We start from the raw sequence: 21,912 nt of genomic DNA on the forward strand, positions 1-21,912 counted from the left end.
AGCCGCTCGGCCAAGGATCGGTAAACATATCGACGGCTTCGCAAGTCACGCGATCGGCGAGCCCATGCGCCTCGATATTGGCGCGCGCTTTCTCGATCACGGACGGTAGATCGATCAGGGTCACCTTCAACGACGGATAACGCTCGCACAGCCGAATCGCGTTCGTGCCGTCGCCGCCGCCGACATCGAGCAGTCTCGATACGTCGCCGAACTCGCTCACAGCCATCATGCGCGGCGAGAGCCTCGTATAAGCCCCCATGCCCTCGTGGAAGAGGCGCTCGAGTGCCGGATCGCCGGCCATGCGGCCGTAGAGCGTCGGCGCATCGCCCGGAAATTCGTCGAGACCGGCGTTGCGGCCTTCGCGCAGCGCGCGCGTGAAATGCAGACAAGCGCGGTGCTGGATCTTATCGTTCAAATGGACGAAGGGCACCATCGATTGCTCGGCGTTGCGCAGCAGGCAGCGACGCGCGAGCGGCGCGTTCGCGATCTCGCCAGTCTCGTGTACGGTGACGAGTTTCAGTTGCCGCAGGCCCAACAGCAGCACGCGGCAGCCGTGCTCGTCGATCTCGAGCCGCTCGGCGAGCGTCGCGAGCGTGGCGCCGCGTTCGATGATGTCGAACACGCCGAGATCGCATGCGGTCGATAGCACTTGCGTCTTGATGTAACCGTTCATCATTTCGCAAAGCGCTTCCCATTCTTCCCACGATAGTTCGTCGTTCACGGCAACCCCCTCTTTATTTTCGAATGACTTCAAACACGAGATAGCGGCCCCGCGCGGCCGAGCGCACGGCGTCAAGCGCATCGGCACAACACAGGCCGCTCCACTTCAAACGCTGACGGCGCGCGCCGCGTCGCGTGCGGCGGTTTCATCCTCGGCCAGTTGTGCCTTGCGCTGCGCGAGGCGGGCGACGACATGCTCGCGTTCGGTCGCGGACAAGCGCGATGCGTTCCAGCGCAAATAGCATTCGAGTTCGTGCACGCGCATGCCGACGGGTGTCGATTCGCTGTCGATAAACAGCGCGTCGTGCAGCGCCATGGCGCGTATGACGAACAGCGGCACGTCGGCTCGCATCGGTCGGAACGCCGGCGAGTGGGCGCCGCGCACGGTGCTCGAAGGATGAAACTCGCCGAGCATCAAGCCGCATTCCATATAGAACGGCTTCAGGATCGCGTGCGCACAGTCGATGAACTTGTAGTACGCGTCGCTTTGCAATCCGATCGGAAACACGGCCAGCGATAGCAGCTCGGACGGCTTGCTCCGCGTCGTCGCCACGCGATCGAAGAAGTACGGCAATCGCATCAGGGCTGCGATATAGGCATCGAAGGCCATGCCCGCGGCGTCGAAGGCGCAGAACCACAGCGCTTCGTCTTCATGAGCCGGTTTGGCGAAAGGGCATACGGCGCCTTTGCGTCCCAGCTCGGGGTGCGGCCGCATGATGAAGCGTTGCATCCATCCGAGACCGGCCTCGTAGCGGTCGCGCAAAGCGGGATCGGGCTCCATCGCCACTTCGGTCGATGGCGTGAGCGTTCGCTCGATCTCGGCAAGTGCTTGCGAAATGCGGTCGGCGGTCGGCGTCATGTCGGTGGGCGTGGTCATGGTCATGGTCGTCGTCATCGTTATACGTGGGCGCCTGGTTCGAATTCGGTGCGAGCCGCCGAGCGGTCGGCGTCGCTCATGGCCTTGAAGAGCCGCCCCCACTCGTAGTCGTAGCGGTCGGGGTGGAACGGGAAGACGCCTGCGCCGGGGGTAAAGGTCAATTCCCCGAAATACACCTTGCCGTCGGGGATGTAGAGGTCGAGGCGTACGTATCCGAGTCCGTCCACGAGCCGTGTCGCAAGACGCACGATTTCGTCCCAGTGAGGCGGCGGCCCCGGCGGCACCTGGCTTCGCGGATAGTGGCCCACGGCCAGATCCAACCGATTCCATCGCACGTCGAATACATCGCCGTGCGGCGTCCCGAAGCGATCGGAGACGATGCCGGCGTAAATGATCGGCCCTGCGACGTCGCGGCCGAACATGTTCATTTTCAAATCGGCCGGTATGTGGCCGGTCCTATCTACCAGCAATTGCTCGAAGTACAGCTTGGGCTCGATCGGCCGGTAGTGTCTTTCGCGATTGACCCGCGAGAAGTCTTCCGCTAGCCATGCTTGCGCGATTCGGTTCAGTTCAAGGAACGACGTTTGCCGTTTGTCTTCGACGATTCGAACGTAGCCCGAGCCATGATTCGTCTTCATGACGAAGGCGTCCGGAAGCGAAGCGAACACCTCCTCGGAAAACACGTCGGGCACCGCGATGAGCGGAATCAAATGCTCCTCGCCAATGCGCTCTTTGACGAACTCGCGTACGGCAAGCTTATCGGCCAGCACACTCCATTGCGGTTCCGGGTGGAGGCAGCGATGCAGGATCCATTCGTTGAACGTTTCCGGGTCTGTCAGATTCGGAAAACGTCCCACGTGGCGCCGGTGCGAAAGCGAGAGGAACAATTCGTCGGGCAGGAAACGATTGGCCGAGCGCCATGCACGGCGTGCGCTCCGGGACAGCCAGCGTGCAATGGCCGGGCGGGCGCCGCTCGGCTTGTTCGGCATTGCGGCGCTTGGGGGCTGGGTGCCGGCAACGAGCCCGGACACGGCGGTATGCGCAAGCGCGAGCGATGCGCCGTCGCATGGCGTAGCGGCGATCGGATCGAGAGGCGACTCGTGAGGTTCGGCTAGTTTCGACATGGTCCATCCCTGCGCCTTCAATGCGCGTCTTTCGGTCGGTGGGTTCTGTCGAGATAGAACCATTCCGTCTACAGCCGGGCAATAATCGCAGCCGGAAGTCGGGAAGGTTTGGCGCTTTATGCCGTAGTTATTTTTTTAGGTGTTGCGCGGCAATCTCCGCTTACAGAATTAGCGAATTTGTTTAGTCTTGTTACTTATAAGCGCAGCGTGATAGGCAGCATGCGTGCCGCCGAAAAAGTCGGAAGAAACGCCGAATTGGCTAAGCTTTCGCGCCAAGCAAGGTTGCGCCGGTTATTGCTCGCTGCGCGTTTTTCTTCTGCAAAACGGCGGGGCCCCAAACCGAAACAGCCGAGCTAAAAGGCAACGCTTATGTGGACAACGTTAGCGGCACAGGACGCACGTTTCGATGCGAGGGGGCTGCGCTTGAACCGCTAATCCACGGAATCGGCGTGTTCGATTCGCTGTGCGCAATCGCTCCCCCAACGATGACGGCATCCGGGCGGCGCGATTCGAACAGCCGGACGAACGCTTCGCTGCCGCCGCCGAGCGCAGGGCGCAGCGAAGGTGCAAATAGACACAAGTCCGCGCGCATCCCGCGCGCAATCGAGCCGCAGGTGCGCTCGCCCAGCGCCGCGGCCGCGGACACCGTGACCGCATCGACGCATCTGTCCGCCTCCGCCTCCGCCCCCGCGACGCCGATGCGCGCGCCGAAGGCGGAGGCCGTCGCGTCGGTTTCGGCCGAAGTTTGCGAGCGTCCGTGCGCTCGGCGCTTAGGGTTCGAGATCGCTTCGAGTCCCGGCACGGCGGCCCCCGAGCGAGCCAGAATGTCGATGTCGCCACGCGTCAATTGTGCGGGTCCCCATACCGTCGTGCCGGGCTGCAGTAACTGCAAGTAGTCGAGCAAGTACACTTCGCTGCAATAAAAGCGCTCGCGAAACGCACGGGCCGCGCGCTCGTCCTCCGAAAGTTCGAAGCCGAGGTCGAGCCGCAGCGCGGCCGCGGCGTTTCGGGCGTACACGAGTTCGTAGGCCGAGGCGATGGAGGGGCAGTGCACCGCCAGCGATAAACGCCCTCCTTGGCGGCGTACCAGTGCTTCGATGCATTCGAACGCGCGAAGCTCGGGGGCTCGCGCTTGGCTGTCGGGGCGCCGCTGCCCACTGCGCGCCTGTGCGAACGGGTTGAGCAGCAGGCGCGCGACGAGGCGTAGCCGCGTTCGATTGATCGCGACGATACATTCGCCGCCCGTGGCGCATCGTGTCCCGACGGTTGTCGTCCCCGCGCGAAGCAGCCGGTCGAACTGAGCCGCGGTCGTTGGAGTATCGGAGCGAGCTTGGACGAGGCCCGGGGTCGCGATCCATTCGCGGGCCTGCACCGCGCGTTCGACCTTCGATTCGCCGGGCGGCGCGATCGCGCGAATCCGCTCGCCGTCGATTTCAAGGTCGCCGGCGACGAATCGATGCGTCGCGTGGTCGAAGTAAGTGATTTCCTTCAGCGCCCATTGCCGCCAATTGGAATCCGCCATCCGCATGCCGTCCTCCACACGCCATACTCGATCGGAAACGTGCCGCCACCGCTCGGGGGATCGGGCACGACGACTCGATCCCCGCATAAAGCGTACCGGCGCCGATCATCGTGCAGGCACGCACTCGACGCGGGCGGACAACGGACAATCTACGGGCGAAGCCAGCCGTAGCGGATCGGCGCGGCAAGCAGACGGCGGTGGGCGGCGGTCGCGAGCCGCGTCAGCGGCGTTCCGGCGCGCCTCCACAGCGGGGCCAGCGCGGTATGCACGAGCGCCGCCACGCAGACGGCGCCGATCATGTCGAGCGGGAAATGCACACCGAGGAAGATCCGGGCCCACGCTACCGCCACGCCGCCCGCCAGCATCGCGGCGCCTAAGCGCGTCATGCCGCGCAGCAGCAGCGCGAGGCAAACGGATGCGAAAACCGTCCCATGGTCGCTCGGGAACGACGAATCGGGGGCATGCGCCAAAAAGGTGTGGCCGAGGCCGATCACGAAAGGCCGCGGATGCTGCCAGGCCAAGCCGATCAGTTGGTTCACGCCGAGCGCGGCGAGCGTGACCGCGCAGGCCTTGAGCGCCGTTTCTCGCCGGTATGCGTCGCCGGTGAGCCACAGGCCGATCAATGTCAAAGGGATCGACCAGATCAACCCGTTTGCGATGGCCGATGCGAGGGCGATCAGCCAGCCCGGCGTCGCGGGCGTGGCGTCGATGACGAGAAACAGCGAGCGGTTCAGCGCTTCGAGATCGGATGGGGCCATGAGTTGTCGTCCAGATTCCAAGGCGGCGATTGTGCGCTGCTGTTACTTAACACCGGCTTAACGGAGCGAGGCGAGTCTTTTAATCGACTGACGAATTTAATCCGCCCCCTGAAAGGTCAGACGTGAGCCGCTATAATTCGCCGCACCTGTCCTTGCCCAGAGCCCAATGAGTCGACTTTTCTGCGCGTTGCTAATTTCCTTCGGTGCGGCTGCGTCCGCCGTTGCGCAGGAGTCCGAAGCATCGCGCACCCTCGCGGCGGCTTCTGCCGCGGCTTTACCCGCCCGAACCGGATCGCCCGCGTCGGATGCGCCAGCCGCAGCCTCGCTGCAAGCGGCCGTCGCTACGGTAGGCGCCTCCACCTCCACTGTGGCACCGATTTCCGCGAGCGAGCCCACGGTTGGCCAAGTGCACCGGATCCGCGACCTGCTGACGCGAAAGTTCGGGCTTGCCCGCGCGAAAGCGGAGCAAATCTCCGCGGCGGTGATGAGTTCGGCATCGAAGTATTCGCTGCCGCCGGCGCTCGTACTCGCGATTATTTCCATCGAATCGCGCTTTCAGGACCATGCGCGCGGCCAGCATGGCGCGACGGGCCTCATGCAAGTCGTGCCGTCGGCTCACAAGCGGCTCGTCAAAAATCTCGACTTGACGGAACCGGCCGACAACATCGAGGCGGGCTCGGCGATTTTGCACGGCTATCTGGAATCGGCCCGGGGCGACTTGACGACCGCCCTGAAGAGCTATGGCGGATCCACGGCGTATGCACGCAAAGTCAGCCTACGCACGAAGGATTTCCAGGCGGTTCAAGCAGTCGAGGCGGTCCAGGCGAGCGGTGCCGATGCGAGCGGGCCGTTATCGGCGCAATAGCTGCAATAAAAGCAATCACGGTGGTGCCAAAGCGGCAATCTGCTCGCATTCGCGTAAGGGGCGAGGAGGCACTAGCACACCCCCGCACTTTGCGCCAGCGCACCAGGGCCCACTAGATTTTCCGATCCGCGGCGCTCGCATGCTCTGCTAGAATCTGACCGTTCTCCCATAAAAAGGCAGGACACCATAATAATTAGCGATATCGCAAAGCCGGGCCATTTCGAACGTTAGGAAACACAACATGAATTGGCTCCGCCCTTTGATTGTCTTCACCGTTGCGCTCGGCTCCATGGCGTACGCCGATGCGACGCAATGGATGCCCTTGAAAAGCGCCAGCGATCTGGCGTATGCGGTCGATCTCGATAGCGTGGCAACCGATTCCGACGGTTACATCGAATACACCGCGAAGACCACCTGGAAAGCACCGTCGATGATGCCCGGTGCGAGCGCGCCGGTGTCCGTTTCCCTCACCCGTTATCAGATCGATTGCGCCGGCAAGCAATGGCGCGCGCTCGATACGCATTACCTCGGTACCGACGGCGCGCAGGTCGGCATCCTGCACGCGACCGATACCGCTTGGGTGGCGATTAGCCCGGGCACCGTCGTCGACACCATGTTCCGTAAGGTGTGCTGACCGCGCGCGGTCGGCGCGGGCGGCTTTGGCGTACGCATCCGGGCAACTTGTTCTAGTATGTGGAACCGCGCGCCGTGCACAGGCGGGAGCTGGCTCGGCACAGGCGGATTCAACAAACAGGAGAGCACGATGCACGTCATGCGAAAGCTGAATGTCGCCGTTTTGTTGTGGGCCGTAGCAGCGAGCGCCGCATTCGCGGATACGGTCGCGCTGAAGGCCGATCTGGAGCCGTCGAGCGAAGTGCCGCCGAAGACGTCCAAGGGGCACGGCGCGCTGCAGGCGACGTTCGATACATCGTCGAAGGATCTGAAGTGGAACGTCACTTATGAAGGGCTGTCCGGCCCGGCCACGATGGCACACTTTCATGGCCCTGCACCGGTTGGACAGAATGCGGCTCCCCAGATCGGCATCCCGAAGGACAAATTAGCGAGCCCGATCGAAGGCGAGAAGACCCTGACCGACGCCCAGGCGGCCGATTTGATGAACGGCAAGTGGTACTTCAATGTCCATACGGCCGCCAATCCGAGCGGCGAAATTCGCGGGCAGGTCGTTCCGGCCAACTGACCGATTCGCGCCGGCCGACGCCTCGCGTCCGGTCCGGCACCCGGTCTTGCGCCGGTACGCGGTGCGGGCCGGCGCGGGCGAACATCATCCCCTCCCCCGCCAAGCGCCGGCCGAACCTCGGCGTGCGTTCTCCCGCATAGCAATCGCCGGATGCGCTCACGCGCCGCCGCGCCGCACGTAACATGACGGTCATGGACCGTCATGTGTGGAGTCGTTTGCGATGAGCTGGCAAAGCGCCGTCGCCTGTTGGTTGCTCAGGAAACAATTTCGGCCCGAGACGCTCAAGCCTCATGTCAGCGTCGAGCGCGCTCGCGCGTATTCCGCCTCGCGCATCCGGCGGCAGCGGGTGCCCGCCGGCTGGCGGCTTATCGAGCGCCGGCTGCGGTCGGACGCGCCGCTGCGCGGCGAATGGCTCGAGCGCTCGGACGATCTGGCCCGCGCGGCGCCCATGCGCACGATCCTGTATTGCCACGGCGGCGGCTACTACTTTTGCTCGCCGGCCTCGCACCGGCCGCTCGTCTTCGCGCTTGCCGCCCGCTCGGGGGCGAGGGCATTCTCGCTCGACTATCGGCTCGCGCCCGAGCATCCGTTTCCGGCCGCGCTCGATGATGCGCTGGCTGCCTATCGGCGTTTGCTCGCCGACGGCACACCGGCCGATTCGATCGTGATCGCCGGCGATTCGGCGGGCGGCGGGCTTGCGCTGGCCACGCTCGTCGCGCTGCGCGATGCGCGCGATCCGTTGCCGTCGGCGGGCGTCCTGTTTTCGCCGTGGACGGATCTGGCGGTCACGGGCGGCACGATCCGATCGAACGATGGGCTCGATCCGATGTTCTGCGGGGCAGCGATCGGACGCGCGGCCAAGTTGTATGTCGGCGGCGCCGATCCGATGCATCCCTATCTGTCGCCGCTGTATGCCGACCTGTCCGGCCTGCCGCCGCTGCTGATCCAGGCGAGCAGCACCGAAGTGCTGCTCGACGACGCCCGGCGCGTGGCCGATCGTGCGCGTGCAGCCGGCGTATCGGTGCAGTACGAGGTGTGGCCGAAGGTGCCGCACGTCTGGCAGCTCTGGACGCCTTTCGTGCCGGAGGCGAGGCAGGCGCTCGAGCGTGCGGCGCGATTCGTGCGGATTCACGCGCGCGAGCGCGTCGCGCGTCCGCTAGCAGTCGATTCGATGGCGCGGTAGGCCGTCTGCACGGCCTGCCCGCCGTAACGGCGCTCGAGCCGGCGTACCGCGAAATGTCCGTGTGCCGTCTGCTGGAAGTGGTCGATGAAGACGGTATTGACGGCCGCGCCGAGCACGGCGCCGATCGCCGGAATCGATTTGGCGGCCACTTGCTCGCTCACCTGTGCCGAAAAACGCGCCGCGATCGTGTTCATCAGGCGAACGAGCGCCGGGGCGCCATGGGCCGCGACGCCTTTGCTGGCGAGTTCCGACGATGCCTTGGAAATGGCTTGAGCCAGTGCGCCGCGCGCGATGAAATAGCCGAAGTCGGCTTCCTCGTCCGCCGTATGGCTTCCCATCCCGAAGATGGCGAGGCACTGCAGCCGCGCCTCGGCCTCGCGCAGATCCTCGCCTTCGCTACGCGCGATGTCGCAAATCGAGCGGAACATCAGGGTCGTCGTCACCGGCAGTTCGGCCGGCAATGCGAGCAATCCGAACGCGCCGCCCGCGGCACCCGTGGTGGCGACCGCCACTTTATGGAGCCAGTCGCGCGGTTTCGCCAACCTCGATCGATCCGAGTCTGCGCCGGCGTCGCCGATGCTCGGCTTCGGCTCGCCGAGCGTCGCGACGGCCGCACGCAGGCTCGCGTCGAGCGCGCGACGGGTGGCATCGGCGACCGTGTCATGGGCGCCGGCGGGCAACCTCGCCAACAACCGCTCGATCGGCATGCCGACCGCGCCGGCGAGTTTCATGGCGAGCGGCTGCGTTTCGAGCGCTCGCTTGGCCCGCGCGAGGGCCGACAAATCGTCGGGGGCAAGCTGCGGCTCGGAGTGGGAGATAGGGATGGGGATCGGTTCCATCGGTCAAATAGAAAGACAAAGAAGAAAGAAGCGCCAACATGCGGTATCGGCCGGACGGGCTGTTTGCCTGCGAATCGAGCCCACCCATGCTATCATTCGTCATTCTTTGACGAATCAACGATTGCTTCCACAAAAAATGGCCGTCCACACTGCCGCTCACCACTCGCGCGGGCAGCTCCTGCCGTTCCGGGAGTCGCTGCTCGCGATGCTCGGCATCTCGTTCGTCACCATGCTCGTCGCATTCGATCAAACCGTTGTGGGCACGGCGTTGCCGACCATTGTCGCCGAGCTGCGCGGTTTCGAGCTGTATGCGTGGGTTGCCACGTCCTACTTACTGACTTCGGTGATTACGGTGCCGATTTTCGGCCGGCTCGGCGACTACTTCGGGCGCAAGCCATTCGTCATCGCATCGATTGTCGTCTTCACGGGTGCCTCTGTCTTGTGCGGCGCCGCGAACAGCATGCTGTTTCTGGTGGTCGCGCGTGCTTTGCAGGGCGTCGGCGGCGGGATCCTCGTCGGCACCGCGTTCGCTTGTATCCCCGATCTGTTTCCCGATTCGGTCGTGCGCCTGCGTTGGCAGGTGCTCATGAGTTCCGCTTTCGGCATCGCCAATGCGATCGGCCCGTCGCTCGGCGGGTTCTTGACCCAGTACTACGGCTGGCGCTCGGCGTTTTATGTGAATCTGCCCGTCGGTCTGCTCTCGCTGGTATTCGTTTGGCGGTACCTGCCGCACGTGCGGCATGTCACGTCGCGCGGCAAAATTCGCCTCGACTGGCCCGGTTCGCTGCTGATCGCCGTGGCGCTCGGATCGTTGCAACTGCTCGTGGAGTCGCTCTCGCAGCATGGCCTGTCGCCCGGCGTCGCGGCGCTGGCCGTGGCGGCCGCTGCCTCCGCCGTTGCGCTATGGAAGTGGGAGCAGCGCGCCGCACAGCCGATCCTGCCGCTCGACATGTTTGCCAATCGCAGCCTAGCCGCCTTGTTTACGCTGTCCGTGCTCGGCGGCTACTCGATGTTTTCGCTGATCTTCTACGCGCCGCTGCTGCTGCAAGGCGGCTTTGGGCTTTCGCCGAAAGAGGCGGGCGTGCTCATCACACCGCTCGTCGTCTTCATCACGATCGGCAGTATTCTCAACGGCCGCATCGTCACTCGGATTCGGCGCCCCAATGCGATGCTCTATATCGGCAGCGCGATGCTCGCGTGCGCCTGTGTGGGCACGGCGCTGGCCACGCGCTCGATGTCGCATGCGCTGTTGATGGGGCTCATGATGGTGGCGGGCGTGGGGCTCGGCTTCGTGTTGCCGAATCTCACGGTGTTCGCTCAAGAAACGGCCGGACGCGAGCATTTGGGGATCGCGACGGCTTTGTTGCAATCGCTGCGGATGATCGGCGGGATGTTCGGGGCCGCAGTGACCGGCACCCTCATCACGCATCTGTATGCGCGCGGCGTACGCGACGCGCTAACGAGCGCAAATGCGATGCAGTGGTGGCACACCATGCGCGACCCGCAAATTCTCGTCAATCCGGATGCGCAGCACACGTTGCTCGATTCGCTCGCCCGCGCGGGCCACAATGGCGCGGCGCTGCTCGAGCAGGCGCGCGTGGCGCTCGTTACCGCGATTCACGCGGGGCTTGCCGTGGCGGCTGTGATCGCCGTCGTCGCGCTGTGGCGGTGCGCCAGCGTACCCCACGTCAGCATTACACGCAGGGGCGAGCCTACGCCTGCGGCAGAATAAGGCCGACTCACTAGCAAGGTTGCATCATGGAAGACTACGTAGCCATCGTTCAGCAGTTCGGCCGAACCTATCGCGCATTCATGTCCGCGTTCGAAGCGCAGGTCGGGCATGCCATGCCGCGCTGGCGCATCTTGCGCACGCTCACGGACGACGGCGGCGAGTGGTCGCAAAAGCGGCTCGTCGAACGATTGCGGATCGACCCGGGCGCGCTGACGCGCCAATTGAAATCGCTCGAGGCGCTCGGTTGGATCGCACGCAGTGTCGATGCGCGCGACAACCGCATCACCAACGTGAGATTGACGGACGAAGGGCGCCATGTCGTCGATGCGAGCCTGCCGCAACGCGACGCATTCCTACGCGAGACGATGGGGGGCTTGCCCGACGATGCGTTGTCGGCACTGTCCGCCGCGCTCGCCAAGCTCGAATCCCGGATTGGCGACGTGGCAGGCATGCCGCTGTCTGCATGCGAGGACACGCCTTCGAGCGGCGAGGCCGCCGAGGGCGCCGAACTCGCGCCGCGCGCACAGTCTCGATGAGGCCGCCACCGCGCCGTTGACGTCTGCGAACGTCGGCGGACGTCCGCATGCGGCGCAGCCCCGCCGCTCGCAGCCTATCGAAAGACCGCTCGATCGACCTTCGTTCCTCAGAAGAACGTTTCGACGACCTCCGTCACCCGATATTGCTTGTCGACGATCAAAAGTTGCCGCCACTTGTCGAACGTCAGACAAGGGTGGGAGATATCGAACGCGAGCATATCGCCTACCTTGAGATCGGCACCCGGCACGATCCGCAAGTAGGCGTGCTGATCCATCATTCCGGTTACTTCCCAGCCTTCGGTCGGCGCGATCTCGCGCGGTGCGCTGGTACCGGGCCGGTAGTGGCGCGCCGGGACGGGCATACCGGCATCGAAAGCCGCGTCGCGCTTGCCGAAGCCGACGATCGCACGGTCCGCCTCGGGGATCGATTGCACGTAAGCCCAGAGCTGCAACGCCGGCAATAGCGCTTCACCCATCTTCTTCGCGATCGGATTGCGCGCCAGGATGTCGCTTTGCGCCTTCTTGTAGACGCCCACGTCATGCGTGAGGTAACAGCCCGGACGCAGCACGACATCGATTGCCCCGGCCTTCGTTTGAGCCGCGAACTCTTCGGCCACGATGTCGTACCAGGCCGAGCCGGCGCCCGAAAGAATAGCCGGCGCGCGTTCGAAGCGGCCCGCTTGCGCGAGGGCGTGCGTCGTTTGAACGGCGCGGCGCAAGAAAGCGCGCACGGCTTGCTCGTCGCCGAGCACGCCTTCGTAAAGCTCGACGCCCGCCAGCACCAACGTGCCCCGGTAACGTGCGAGGGCCGCTAACACCGCTTCGAGCCCGGCCTCGTCGCGCACGCCCGTACGGCCGCCCGGCACGCCCAGTTCGATCAGCACTTGCAGCCGACGGCCGGCCGTTTGGAAGAACGTGCCGAGCTGGTCGATTCCGTCCTCCGAATCCACGAGGCAAAAGAACTCGAAATCGGGATCGGTGAGCAGCTCGGCGATCATGCCCATGTTGCGCTTGCCCACGAGCTGATTGGCCATGAGCACGCGCTCGATGCCGCCGTGATAGGCCGCGCGGGTTTGATGGGCGGTGGCGAGCGTGATGCCCCACGCGCCCGTCTCGATCTGCCGGCGAAACAGTTGCGGCGCCATCGTCGTCTTGCCGTTCGGCGCCAGCTTGACGCCATATTCGGTGACGAAATCCTGCATCCATTTCAGGTTGTGCTGCATTCGGTCCGCGTAGAGGACGGCGGCCGGCAGGCTCACATCCTCGTCGAGCAGATTCCATTCGAGGTTCGCCGCGGAATCGAGCGGCACGCTCGCGCTCGGCACGTTGCCCAGCCCCTTGCCGAGCGGATCGATGGAGGCAGCGGAGTAGCTCGTCATCGTGAGTGTCATGGGAATCGTTCCTGGGTCGGTCTGTGCCGGCATCGAAGCCGACATTGGGGCTCCCATGGTACATAAAGTGCGAGTAGGATTCTCGGCAGGCCGGCGCCTGCTGCCCCCGCCGCCCTGTGCCCGCCCTCGGAGACGAACCATGCATTCCCATCCCGAAGCCGCCGATACGCTCATCTACGGCGCCACGCTTTACGACGGCACGGGCAAACCGCCCGTCGTGCGCGACGTCGCCATTCGCGGCGAGAAAATCGCGGCCGTCGGCAACCTCTCGAATTGGATCGCGGAAGAGATTATCGAGGCCGACGGCCGCGCGCTTGCGCCCGGTTTCATCGACGTCCACACCCACGACGACACGTATGCGATCCGCGAGCCTCAGATGCTGCCCAAGCTCTCGCAGGGCGTGACGACGGTGATCGTCGGCAATTGCGGCATCAGCGCGTCGCCCGTCACGCTGCGCGGCGATCCGCCCGATCCGATGAACCTGCTCGGTGAGCGCGAATCGTTTCGCTATCCGACGTTCGGCGCGTATGTCGATGCGGTGAACGCGGCGCGTCCGGCCGTCAATGTCGCGGCGCTCGTCGGCCATACCGCCTTGCGCAGCAACCACATGGACCGGCTCGATCGCGCGGCCACGCGCGAGGAGATCGAAGCCATGCGCGTGCAACTGATCGAAGCGCTCGAGCACGGCGCGCTCGGACTGAGTTCGGGACTCGCCTATGCCTCGGCGTTCGAGGCCCCCACCGAGGAGGTGATGGCACTCGCGGAACCGCTCGCGCAAGCGGGCGCGCTCTACGCGACGCATATGCGCAGCGAATTCGATGCGATTCTGGACGCGTTCGACGAAGCCTGCCGGATCGGCCGGCATGCGCGGGTGCCCGTCATCGTCTCGCATCTGAAATGCGCGGGGCCGCGCAACTGGGGCCGCAGTATCGAGGTGTTGGCCGCGCTCGAGCGCGCGCGCTCGGCACAGCGCGTGGGCTGCGATTGCTATCCGTACGATCGCAGCTCGACCACGCTCGATCTGAAGCAGGTCACGGGCGACATCGAGATCACCGTGACGTGGTCGACGCCGCATCCCGAGGCATCCGGCAAGCGGCTGTCGGCGATCGCGAGCGAATGGGGCGTGACGCTGCAGGAGGCCGCCGCACGCCTACGGCCGGCCGGCGCGGTGTACCACAACATGTCGGAAGACGACGTGCGGCGCATCTTGGCCCATCCGGCCACGATGGTGGGCTCGGACGGCCTGCCGAACGATCCGCTGCCGCATCCGCGGCTGTGGGGCACGTTCCCTCGCGTGCTTGGGTACTATGCGCGCGATGCTGAGCTGCTGCCGCTCGAGGAGGCGGTGCACAAGATGACGGGGTTGTCGGCGCGACGCTTCGGGCTCGACAAGCGCGGCGAGATCCACGTGGGCTACCACGCCGACCTCGTGCTGTTCGATCCCGCGCGCGTGCGCGACGCCGCGACGTTCGAGAACCCGTGTCAAGTGGCCGACGGGATCGATGCCGTGTGGGTCAACGGCGTGCTGTCGTATCGCGAGCGCGCGCCGTCGGGCGCGCGGGCGGGCCGTTTCGTGCCGCGCGGCGCGAAGGCGGCCGGCGACGCCCGCGACCCTTCCGGCGAGCCTGTCGGCGAGCTTTATTGACGTGCCGTGCGCGCGTTGTCGGGCATCGGCAGGTTGTAGTTGGTGCGGAACGGGTTGATGTCGAGCCCGCCGCGCCGCGTATAGCGCGCATAAACGGCGAGCTTGACGGGGCGGCATTCGCGCAGGATGTCGATGAAGATGCGCTCGACGCATTGCTCGTGAAAGCCCGTATGCGAGCGATACGAGATGATGTAGCGCAGCAGCCCCGCGTGATCGATCTGCGGGCCCACATAATGTATTTGCACGCTTCCCCAATCGGGCTGGCCCGTGACCGGACAGTTCGATTTCAGCAGGTTCGAGTACACCGTCTCCTCCACGGGCGCTTCGTCGAACGCCGCCTTGAGCAGCGTTGGATCGGGCTCGTACACATCGGCCTCGAGATCGAGCCGATCGAGCGACAGGCCGTCGAACTCCTCGAATTCCAGCGTTTGGAATTCCGCGGGTGTCGTCAGGCGCACGGAGACGGTCGCGCCGCAGGCGGCCGAGACGTCGCGCTTGATCGTGTCGCGCAGCGCCTCGACGGATTCCATGCGGGTTTGCGCGAACGAGCCCAGGTAGAGCTTGAACGATTTCGATTCGACGATGTTCGGCGACTCCGCCGGAACGAAGCATGTCGCGATCGCGATCTGCGGCTTGCCGCGCGCATTGAGCCAGGACAGCTCGTAGGCGTTCCAGATGTCGGTGCCGAAGAACGGCAGCGCTTGCGCGATGCCGATCGCCTCGCGTGCGCGGCTGCGGGGGATCGGAAACAGCAGCGTCGGATCGTATTGCTCGGTGTAGGTCGTGCTCTTGCCGAGCGGCGAGTGTTCGGGTGTCATGGCGTTCGGTCGATCAGTCGATCAGTCGATCAATGGCGTGGAGCAAGGGGCATTCACGCAAGAAAGAGCCGGTAGACGGGGTTGCCGCTTTCGTCCCAATGCGGGTAGCCGAGCGTCGACAAAAAGCGTGCGAACGCTTCGTTGTCGGCCGGGGGCACCTGGATGCCAACGAGGATCGAGCTATAGTCGGCGCCCTGGTTGCGATAGTGGAAGAGACTGATGTTCCAATCGGGCGCCATCGACGAGAGGAACTTCATGAGCGCGCCCGGCCGCTCGGGAAACTCGAAACGGAACAGGCGTTCGTCGCGCGCGAGCGGCGAGCGGCCGCCCACCATGTAGCGGATATGCTGTTTCGACAGTTCGTCTTCGGTCAGATCCACCGTCGGAAAGCCGTGCTGCTCGAACGCCCCCGCGATCGCGGCCGGTTCGCCGCGGCTCTTGATCTGCACGCCGACGAAGATATGCGCCGCGGTCGCATCGGCGATCCGGTAGTTGAATTCGGTGACGTTGCGCTCGCCCACCAGTTCGCAAAACCGCTTGAAGCTGCCGCGCTCCTCGGGAATCGTCACGGCGAAGACGGCTTCGCGCACTTCGCCCACCTCGGCCCGCTCGGCGACGAAACGCATGCGGTCGAAGTTCATGTTCGCGCCCGAGGTGATCGCCACCAGCGTTTGTCCGGTCACGCCCGTGCGCTCCGCGTACTGCTTCGCGCCTGCGACGGACAAGGCGCCGGCGGGCTCGAGCAGGCTGCGCGTATCTTGGAAAACATCCTTGATCGCGGCGCACAGCGCGTCGGTGTTCACGGTGATTACATCGTCGAGATACTGACGGCACAGGCGGAACGTTTCCTCGCCCACGAGCTTCACCGCCGTGCCGTCGGAGAACAGTCCCACCTCGGGCAACGTGACGCGCTCGCCGGCTCGGATCGAGCGGGCCATCGCGCACGAATCCTCGGTTTGTACGCCGATGACCTTGATGTCGGGCCGGACCGCTTTCACGTAAGCGCCCACGCCGGCCGCGAGGCCGCCGCCGCCGATCGGCACGAAGATCGCGTGAATCGGGGCCTGATGTTGGCTCAAGATTTCCATGGCGACCGTGCCTTGGCCCGCGATCACGTATGGATCGTCGAACGGATGCACGAACGTGAGGCCCCGCGCCTTTTGCAGCTCGAGCGCATGCGCGTAGGCGTCGCTATACGATTCGCCGGCCTGCACGACTTCGACCGTGGGCCCGCCGTGCGCCCGCACGGCGTCGACTTTCACTTGCGGCGTGGTGATGGGCACGACGATCACCGCCTTGACGGCCAAGCGCGAGGCGGAATAAGCGACGCCCTGCGCGTGGTTGCCGGCCGAGGCCGTGATGACGCCGCGCGCGCGCGCCCCGGCGTCGATGTGCACCATCTTGTTGTAAGCCCCGCGCAGCTTGAAGGAAAAGACGGGTTGATTGTCTTCGCGCTTCAGGTAGACACGATTCGACAGACGCGCCGACAGATTGCGCGCCGGTTCGAGTTCCGTTTCGTGGGCGACGTCGTAGACGCGGGCGGTCAGAATTTTCTTGAGGTAATCGTGTGAAGACGAGGACATGGCGTAGGCGCGCGACGATTCGCGAAGGCGAGGGCGGAATGCGAAAACGTCAATGATAGCGCCAACGGCGGGCCCTTTTCGTCCCTTCGACGTGCAATGGCCACTCGGCCGAGTCGTATTGCGCGTTTATCGGGGATTAACCGGACGGACGGTCGGCGAAGCCTTCCCGGCCGGCCCCGAGCGCGCGCGGACGCCCCGTTTCGGTGAGGGCGTCGATCGATATTGCACAGCAACGCGTATCGGCATGATGCGGTAGAATTCCTTTTTAAAACCAGGACCGGATAATGCGCTGGCAGCCACGGACCGCCCCTCTCACCCCAGCTCCGCGGGAAGCGCGTCCCGCGGCGCAGCGGCATGCCCGTCACGCACGATCGTGCGGCTAGCGACCTTCTGATGCGAGCTGGCTGCTGCTGTCGCCTACCCGCGCGGCCAGCCCTCGCTGCCGACGCCCAGTTTCCAGAACATATTGCGCGTGACGCGCATTGCCGGCCCAAACGTCGTAGGACGCTTTGGCCGGCCTCTCGATCCGTCCGACCATGAACGCACCTCAAGTCTTCGATCCGCACGGCGCCGCGGCCGTTGCCGCCGCCGATACCGAACCGCGCTTGCGCGAGATTCCGTACAACTACACCTCGTTCTCCGATCGCGAGATCGTCATCCGCCTGCTCGGCGACGAAGCGTGGAAGGCGCTGGACGAGTTGCGCGCCGAACGCCGCACGGGCCGGTCGGCACGGATGCTCTACGAGGTGTTGGGCGATATCTGGGTGGTGCGCCGCAATCCGTACCTGCAAGACGACTTGCTCGACAATCCGAAGCGCCGCGCCTTGCTGATCGAGGCGCTCAATCACCGCTTGAGCGAGATCGAGAAGCGTCGCCGCGCCGATATGACCGAGCACGGCGACGAAGCGGGGCGCGAGCGCGCCGCCCGCGTGGAAATGCTCGTCGCGGCGGCTCGCGGCGCCGTCGAGTCCTTTGCGGCCGAGTTCGGCGCGATGGCCGAGTTGCGCCGTCGCGCGACGAAGGTGCTCGGACGCTGCACGCAGAAGGACAACATCCGCTTCGACGGCCTCTCGCGCGTCTCGCACGTCACCGATGCGACCGATTGGCGCGTCGAATATCCGTTCGTCGTGCTGACGCCCGACACCGAGGCGGAGATGGCCCGCATCGTCAAGGCGTGTTTCGAACTCGGGCTGACGGTGATTCCGCGCGGCGGCGGCACGGGCTATACGGGCGGCGCGGTTCCGCTCACGCCGTTTGCGGCGGTCATCAACACGGAAAAGCTCGAACAGCTCGGCGCGGTCGAGCTGACCGAGTTGCCGGGGGTGGCCGCGAAGGTGCCGACGATCTTCTCGGGCGCGGGCGTCGTCACGCGCCGTGTCACCGAAGCGGCCGAAGCGGCCGGGTACGTGTTCGCCGTGGATCCGACCTCGCTCGACGCGTCGTGCATCGGCGGCAACGTCGCGATGAACGCGGGCGGCAAGAAGGCGGTGCTGTGGGGCACCGCACTCGATAACCTCGCCTGGTGGCGCATGGTCGATCCGCAGGGCAACTGGCTCGAAGTCACGCGGCTCCAGCACAACCGCGGCAAGATTCACGATGTCGACGTGGCGCGCTTCGAACTGAAATGGTTCGACGGCGATTGCGCGCCCGGCGAGCGGCTGCTGCGAACCGAAAGCCTCTCGATCGAAGGCCGGCGTTTCCGCAAGGAAGGCCTCGGCAAGGACGTGACGGACAAATTCCTCGCGGGCCTGCCCGGCGTGCAGAAAGAAGGCTGCGACGGGCTCATTACGTCGGCGCGCTGGGTGCTGCACAAGATGCCGGCGCATACGCGTACCGTCTGCCTCGAGTTCTTCGGCCAGGCGCGCGATGCGATTCCGAGCATCGTCGAGATCAAGGACTACCTGTTCGAGACCTCCAAACAAGGCGGCGCGATCCTCGCCGGGCTCGAGCACTTGGACGAGCGCTATCTGCGCGCCGTCGGCTACGCGACGAAATCCAAGCGCAATGCGTTTCCGAAGATGGTGCTGATCGGCGACATCGTCGGCGACGACGCCGATGCGGTGGCCACGGCCACGTCCGAGGTCATCCGCATGGCCAACGGCAAGAGCGGCGAGGGCTTTGTCGCCGTGAGCGCCGAGGCGCGCAAGCGATTCTGGCTCGACCGCAGCCGCACGGCCGCGATCGCCAAGCACACGAACGCCTTCAAGATCAACGAAGACGTCGTGATTCCGTTGAATCGCATGGGCGAGTACACGGACGGGATCGAACGGATCAACATCGAACTGTCGCTGAAGAACAAGCTGCAGCTCGTCGATGCGCTCGAAACGTTCTTCAAGGGCGGCAATCTGCCGCTCGGCAAGACCGACGACGCCAACGAAATCCCGAGCGCCGAACTCTTGGAAGATCGCGTGCAGCAAGCGTTGGCGCTGCTCCAGCGCGTGCGCGCGCGCTGGACCTTCGTGCGCGACAAGCTCGATTTGTCGCTGCGCGAGGCGCAGCATTACCTCGTGCAGCTCGGCTACGAAGGGTTGGCCGAGAAATTCGCCGACCGCGCCGACGCTCAGCCGGGCGCGACCGTCTTTCACGTGATGCAGGACCGGACGATCCGGGCATCGTGGAAGCAGGAGATCCGCGCCGAACTCCGTCAAATCTTCAACGGCGGCGAGTTCAAGCCGATCCTCGACGAGGCGCAGGCTATCCACAAGAAGGTGCTGCGTGCGCGCGTATTCGTCGCGCTGCACATGCACGCGGGCGACGGCAACGTTCACACGAATATCCCCGTCAATTCCGATAACTACGAGATGCTGCAAGACGCGCACAAAGCGGTCGAGCGCATCATGAAGCTCGCGCGTTCGCTCGACGGCGTGATTTCGGGCGAGCACGGCATCGGCATCACGAAGCTCGAATTTCTGACGGACGCCGAGATTGCCGATTTCCGCGCGTACAAGGAACGGATCGACCCGGAAGGCCGCTTCAACAAAGGCAAGCTGCTGCCGGGCGCGGATTTGCGCAACGCCTATACGCCCAGCTTCGGCCTCATGGGTTACGAATCGCTGATCATGCAGCAGTCGGACATCGGTGCGATCGCCGATTCCGTGAAGGACTGCTTGCGTTGCGGCAAGTGCAAGCCCGTGTGCGCGACCCACGTGCCGCGCGCGAATCTGCTCTACAGCCCGCGCAACAAGATCCTGGCGACGTCGCTGCTGATCGAAGCGTTCCTGTACGAAGAACAAACGCGCCGCGGCGTGTCGATCAAGCACTGGGACGAGTTCAACGACGTGGCCGACCACTGCACCGTCTGCCACAAGTGCGCGACGCCTTGCCCGGTGAAGATCGACTTCGGCGACGTGTCGATGAACATGCGCAACTTGCTGCGCAAGATGGGCAAGAAGAAGTTCAACCCGGGCGCGGCCGCGGGCATGTTCTTCCTGAACGCGACGAATCCGCAGACGATCAACATCGCGCGCACGGCGATGATGGGCATCGGCTACAAGGCACAGCGCCTGGGCAACGATTTGCTGAAAAACTTCGCCAGGAAGCAGACGGCGCACCCGCCCGCCACCACGGGCAAGCCGCCCGTGGTCGAGCAGGTGATTCACTTCGTCAACAAGAAGATGCCGGGCAACCTGCCGAAGAAGACGGCGCGTGCGCTGCTCGACATCGAAGACAACAAGATCGTTCCGATCATCCGCAACCCCAAGACGACCACCGTCGATTCGGAAGCCGTCTTCTATTTCCCGGGATGCGGATCGGAGCGGCTGTTCTCGCAGGTGGGGCTGGCGACGCAGGCGATGCTGTGGGAGGCGGGCGTGCAAACGGTGCTGCCGCCGGGCTATCTGTGCTGCGGCTACCCTCAGCGCGGCGCGGGGCAGTACGACAAGGCCGAGAAAATCGTGACGGACAACCGGGTGCTGTTCCACCGGGTGGCCAACACGCTGAACTACCTCGACATCAAGACGGTGGTCGTCTCGTGCGGGACGTGCTACGACCAGCTTGCCGGCTACGAATTCGACAAGATCTTCCCGGGCTGCCGCATCATCGATATCCACGAGTTCCTGCTCGAAAAGGGGATGAAGCTCGAAGGGGTGAGCGGCACGCGCTACATGTACCACGACCCGTGCCATACGCCGATCAAGACGATGGATCCGGTGAAGCTCGTGAACGAACTGATGGGCGCGGAGCACGACGGCTACAAGATCGCCAAGAACGAACGCTGCTGCGGCGAATCGGGCACGTTCGCCGTGGCGCGGCCCGACATTTCGACGCAGGTGCGCTTCCGCAAGGAAGAAGAAATTCGCAAGGGGGCGGCCAAGCTGCGCGAGATTCCGGTGACGTCGGCGGGCGCCGAGGTGTCGCCTGCCGGCAACGGCGCGGCCGACGTCAAGGTGCTGACGAGCTGCCCGTCGTGCTTGCAAGGTCTGTCGCGTTACAACGAGGATGCGGGCATCGAAGCCGATTACATCGTCGTGGAAATGGCGCGGCACGTCCTGGGCGAGAACTGGATGGCCGAGTACGTCGAGCACGCGAACAATGGCGGGATCGAGCGCGTACTGGTGTAATAGCGCCCATGCACGGGGCGTTACCTGGTGCAACGCGCGCCCACGCCCGAACGCGCCGACCGATGCAGGCTTGAGCCAAGGGACGATGATGGAATGCGTATTTTGCCGTGAGGAAGGCGGGGTCGTGCTTTGGCAGGACGATGCGCTGCGCGTCGTGCTGGCCGACGAGCACGATTACCCGGGCTTTTGCCGTGTGATCTGGCATGCGCACGTGGCGGAATTTTCGGATTTGCAGCCGGGCGAGCGCCATCGCGTGATGCACGCCGTCTACGCGACCGAGCGCGCGGTACGACGCGTGCTCGCGCCCAATAAAGTCAATCTGGCGAGCCTCGGCAATCAAGTGCCGCACGTGCACTGGCATGTGATTCCGCGCTTTACGAACGACGCGCATTTCCCGCTGCCGATCTGGGCGCCCCGGCAGCGCTCGGTTTCGGAGGCGCTGCTCTCGCAGCGGCGTGCGCAAGCCACGCTCATCGCCGAGGCGTTGCGGCAGGAAATGGCGCAGGCGCCCGAGTGACGGACGCCGGCGCTGCGCCCACGTCGCGCGAAGGCGGCGGGCGAC

General features: G+C 64.8%; 18 protein-coding genes. 9 read left to right on the plus strand and 9 right to left on the minus strand.

What is annotated here, in order from left to right; all coding sequences use genetic code 11:
* The 5 genes from ACTHN9_RS09765 to ACTHN9_RS09785 form a co-directional block, all read right to left on the minus strand.
* Positions 1-721: methyltransferase (locus ACTHN9_RS09765; protein WP_440536556.1), on the minus strand; the 721-nt coding region annotated here is incomplete at its 3' end.
* A 105-nt stretch (positions 722-826) separates the two neighbouring features.
* Positions 827-1,603, minus strand: coding sequence for a DUF6875 domain-containing protein (locus ACTHN9_RS09770; protein ID WP_440536557.1), 777 nt, complete (start codon positions 1,601-1,603; stop codon positions 827-829).
* A gap of 14 nt (positions 1,604-1,617) precedes the next feature.
* Positions 1,618-2,721, minus strand: coding sequence for an ATP-grasp fold amidoligase family protein (locus tag ACTHN9_RS09775; protein WP_440536558.1), 1,104 nt, complete (start codon positions 2,719-2,721; stop codon positions 1,618-1,620).
* A gap of 367 nt (positions 2,722-3,088) precedes the next feature.
* Positions 3,089-4,243 carry a hypothetical protein gene (locus tag ACTHN9_RS09780; RefSeq protein WP_440536559.1) on the minus strand — a complete coding sequence of 385 codons (1,155 nt, stop codon included), beginning with the start codon at positions 4,241-4,243 and terminating at the stop codon, positions 3,089-3,091.
* Positions 4,244-4,392: 149 nt separating this feature from the next.
* Positions 4,393-5,001, minus strand: a complete 609-nt coding sequence (locus ACTHN9_RS09785) for a phosphatase PAP2 family protein (protein ID WP_440536560.1) — start codon at positions 4,999-5,001, stop codon at positions 4,393-4,395.
* Positions 5,002-5,167: 166 nt separating this feature from the next.
* Between ACTHN9_RS09785 and ACTHN9_RS09790 the strand changes: the two genes are divergently transcribed.
* From ACTHN9_RS09790 to ACTHN9_RS09805, 4 genes are all read left to right on the plus strand, one after another.
* On the plus strand, positions 5,168-5,866 hold the full coding sequence (locus ACTHN9_RS09790; RefSeq protein WP_440536561.1) for a lytic transglycosylase domain-containing protein: 699 nt from the start codon (positions 5,168-5,170) through the stop codon (positions 5,864-5,866).
* A 241-nt stretch (positions 5,867-6,107) separates the two neighbouring features.
* Positions 6,108-6,500 carry a surface-adhesin E family protein gene (locus tag ACTHN9_RS09795; RefSeq protein WP_440536562.1) on the plus strand — a complete coding sequence of 131 codons (393 nt, stop codon included), beginning with the start codon at positions 6,108-6,110 and terminating at the stop codon, positions 6,498-6,500.
* A gap of 129 nt (positions 6,501-6,629) precedes the next feature.
* Complete coding sequence (locus ACTHN9_RS09800; RefSeq protein ID WP_440536563.1) at positions 6,630-7,064, plus strand: CHRD domain-containing protein; 435 nt, start codon at positions 6,630-6,632, stop codon at positions 7,062-7,064.
* A gap of 220 nt (positions 7,065-7,284) precedes the next feature.
* Entirely contained in the window at positions 7,285-8,247 is a 963-nt protein-coding gene (locus ACTHN9_RS09805; protein WP_440536564.1) for an alpha/beta hydrolase, read from the plus strand.
* On the opposite strand, the gene ACTHN9_RS09810 is transcribed toward ACTHN9_RS09805, so the two are convergent.
* Positions 8,193-9,086: an EcsC family protein gene (locus ACTHN9_RS09810; RefSeq protein ID WP_440536565.1), complete on the minus strand. Its 894-nt coding sequence runs from the start codon at positions 9,084-9,086 to the stop codon at positions 8,193-8,195. The genes ACTHN9_RS09805 and ACTHN9_RS09810 overlap by 55 nt on opposite strands.
* A gap of 136 nt (positions 9,087-9,222) precedes the next feature.
* Here ACTHN9_RS09810 and ACTHN9_RS09815 point away from each other — a divergent pair, with 136 nt between their 5' ends.
* Positions 9,223-10,818 carry an MDR family MFS transporter gene (locus tag ACTHN9_RS09815; protein ID WP_440536566.1) on the plus strand — a complete coding sequence of 532 codons (1,596 nt, stop codon included), beginning with the start codon at positions 9,223-9,225 and terminating at the stop codon, positions 10,816-10,818.
* A 26-nt stretch (positions 10,819-10,844) separates the two neighbouring features.
* Positions 10,845-11,354 carry a MarR family winged helix-turn-helix transcriptional regulator gene (locus ACTHN9_RS09820; RefSeq protein ID WP_440536567.1) on the plus strand — a complete coding sequence of 170 codons (510 nt, stop codon included), beginning with the start codon at positions 10,845-10,847 and terminating at the stop codon, positions 11,352-11,354.
* Between the two features lie 107 nt (positions 11,355-11,461).
* Here ACTHN9_RS09820 and ACTHN9_RS09825 read toward each other — a convergent pair whose 3' ends face one another.
* Complete coding sequence (locus ACTHN9_RS09825; protein ID WP_440536568.1) at positions 11,462-12,745, minus strand: amino acid deaminase; 1,284 nt, start codon at positions 12,743-12,745, stop codon at positions 11,462-11,464.
* A gap of 139 nt (positions 12,746-12,884) precedes the next feature.
* On the opposite strand from ACTHN9_RS09825, the gene ACTHN9_RS09830 reads away from it, so the two are divergent.
* Positions 12,885-14,390 carry an N-acyl-D-amino-acid deacylase family protein gene (locus ACTHN9_RS09830; RefSeq protein ID WP_440536569.1) on the plus strand — a complete coding sequence of 502 codons (1,506 nt, stop codon included), beginning with the start codon at positions 12,885-12,887 and terminating at the stop codon, positions 14,388-14,390.
* On the opposite strand, the gene queF is transcribed toward ACTHN9_RS09830, so the two are convergent.
* Together queF and ilvA are read right to left on the minus strand one after the other, a co-directional pair.
* Positions 14,384-15,208: an NADPH-dependent 7-cyano-7-deazaguanine reductase QueF gene (gene queF / locus ACTHN9_RS09835; RefSeq protein WP_440536570.1), complete on the minus strand. Its 825-nt coding sequence runs from the start codon at positions 15,206-15,208 to the stop codon at positions 14,384-14,386. The two genes, ACTHN9_RS09830 and queF, sit on opposite strands and share 7 nt — an antisense overlap.
* A gap of 53 nt (positions 15,209-15,261) precedes the next feature.
* Positions 15,262-16,791, minus strand: coding sequence for a threonine ammonia-lyase, biosynthetic (ilvA, locus tag ACTHN9_RS09840; RefSeq protein WP_440536571.1), 1,530 nt, complete (start codon positions 16,789-16,791; stop codon positions 15,262-15,264).
* A 536-nt stretch (positions 16,792-17,327) separates the two neighbouring features.
* Here ilvA and ACTHN9_RS09845 point away from each other — a divergent pair.
* The gene (locus tag ACTHN9_RS09845) at positions 17,328-21,350 is read left to right on the plus strand and encodes a DUF3683 domain-containing protein (RefSeq protein ID WP_440536572.1); all 4,023 of its coding nucleotides are present in this window, start codon (positions 17,328-17,330) and stop codon (positions 21,348-21,350) included.
* A gap of 88 nt (positions 21,351-21,438) precedes the next feature.
* Positions 21,439-21,867, plus strand: coding sequence for an HIT family protein (locus ACTHN9_RS09850; protein WP_440536588.1), 429 nt, complete (start codon positions 21,439-21,441; stop codon positions 21,865-21,867).
* Positions 21,868-21,912 lie beyond the last annotated feature (45 nt).

Source organism: Trinickia sp. (assembly GCF_051953405.1).
Classification (GTDB): Bacteria; Pseudomonadota; Gammaproteobacteria; order Burkholderiales; family Burkholderiaceae; genus Trinickia.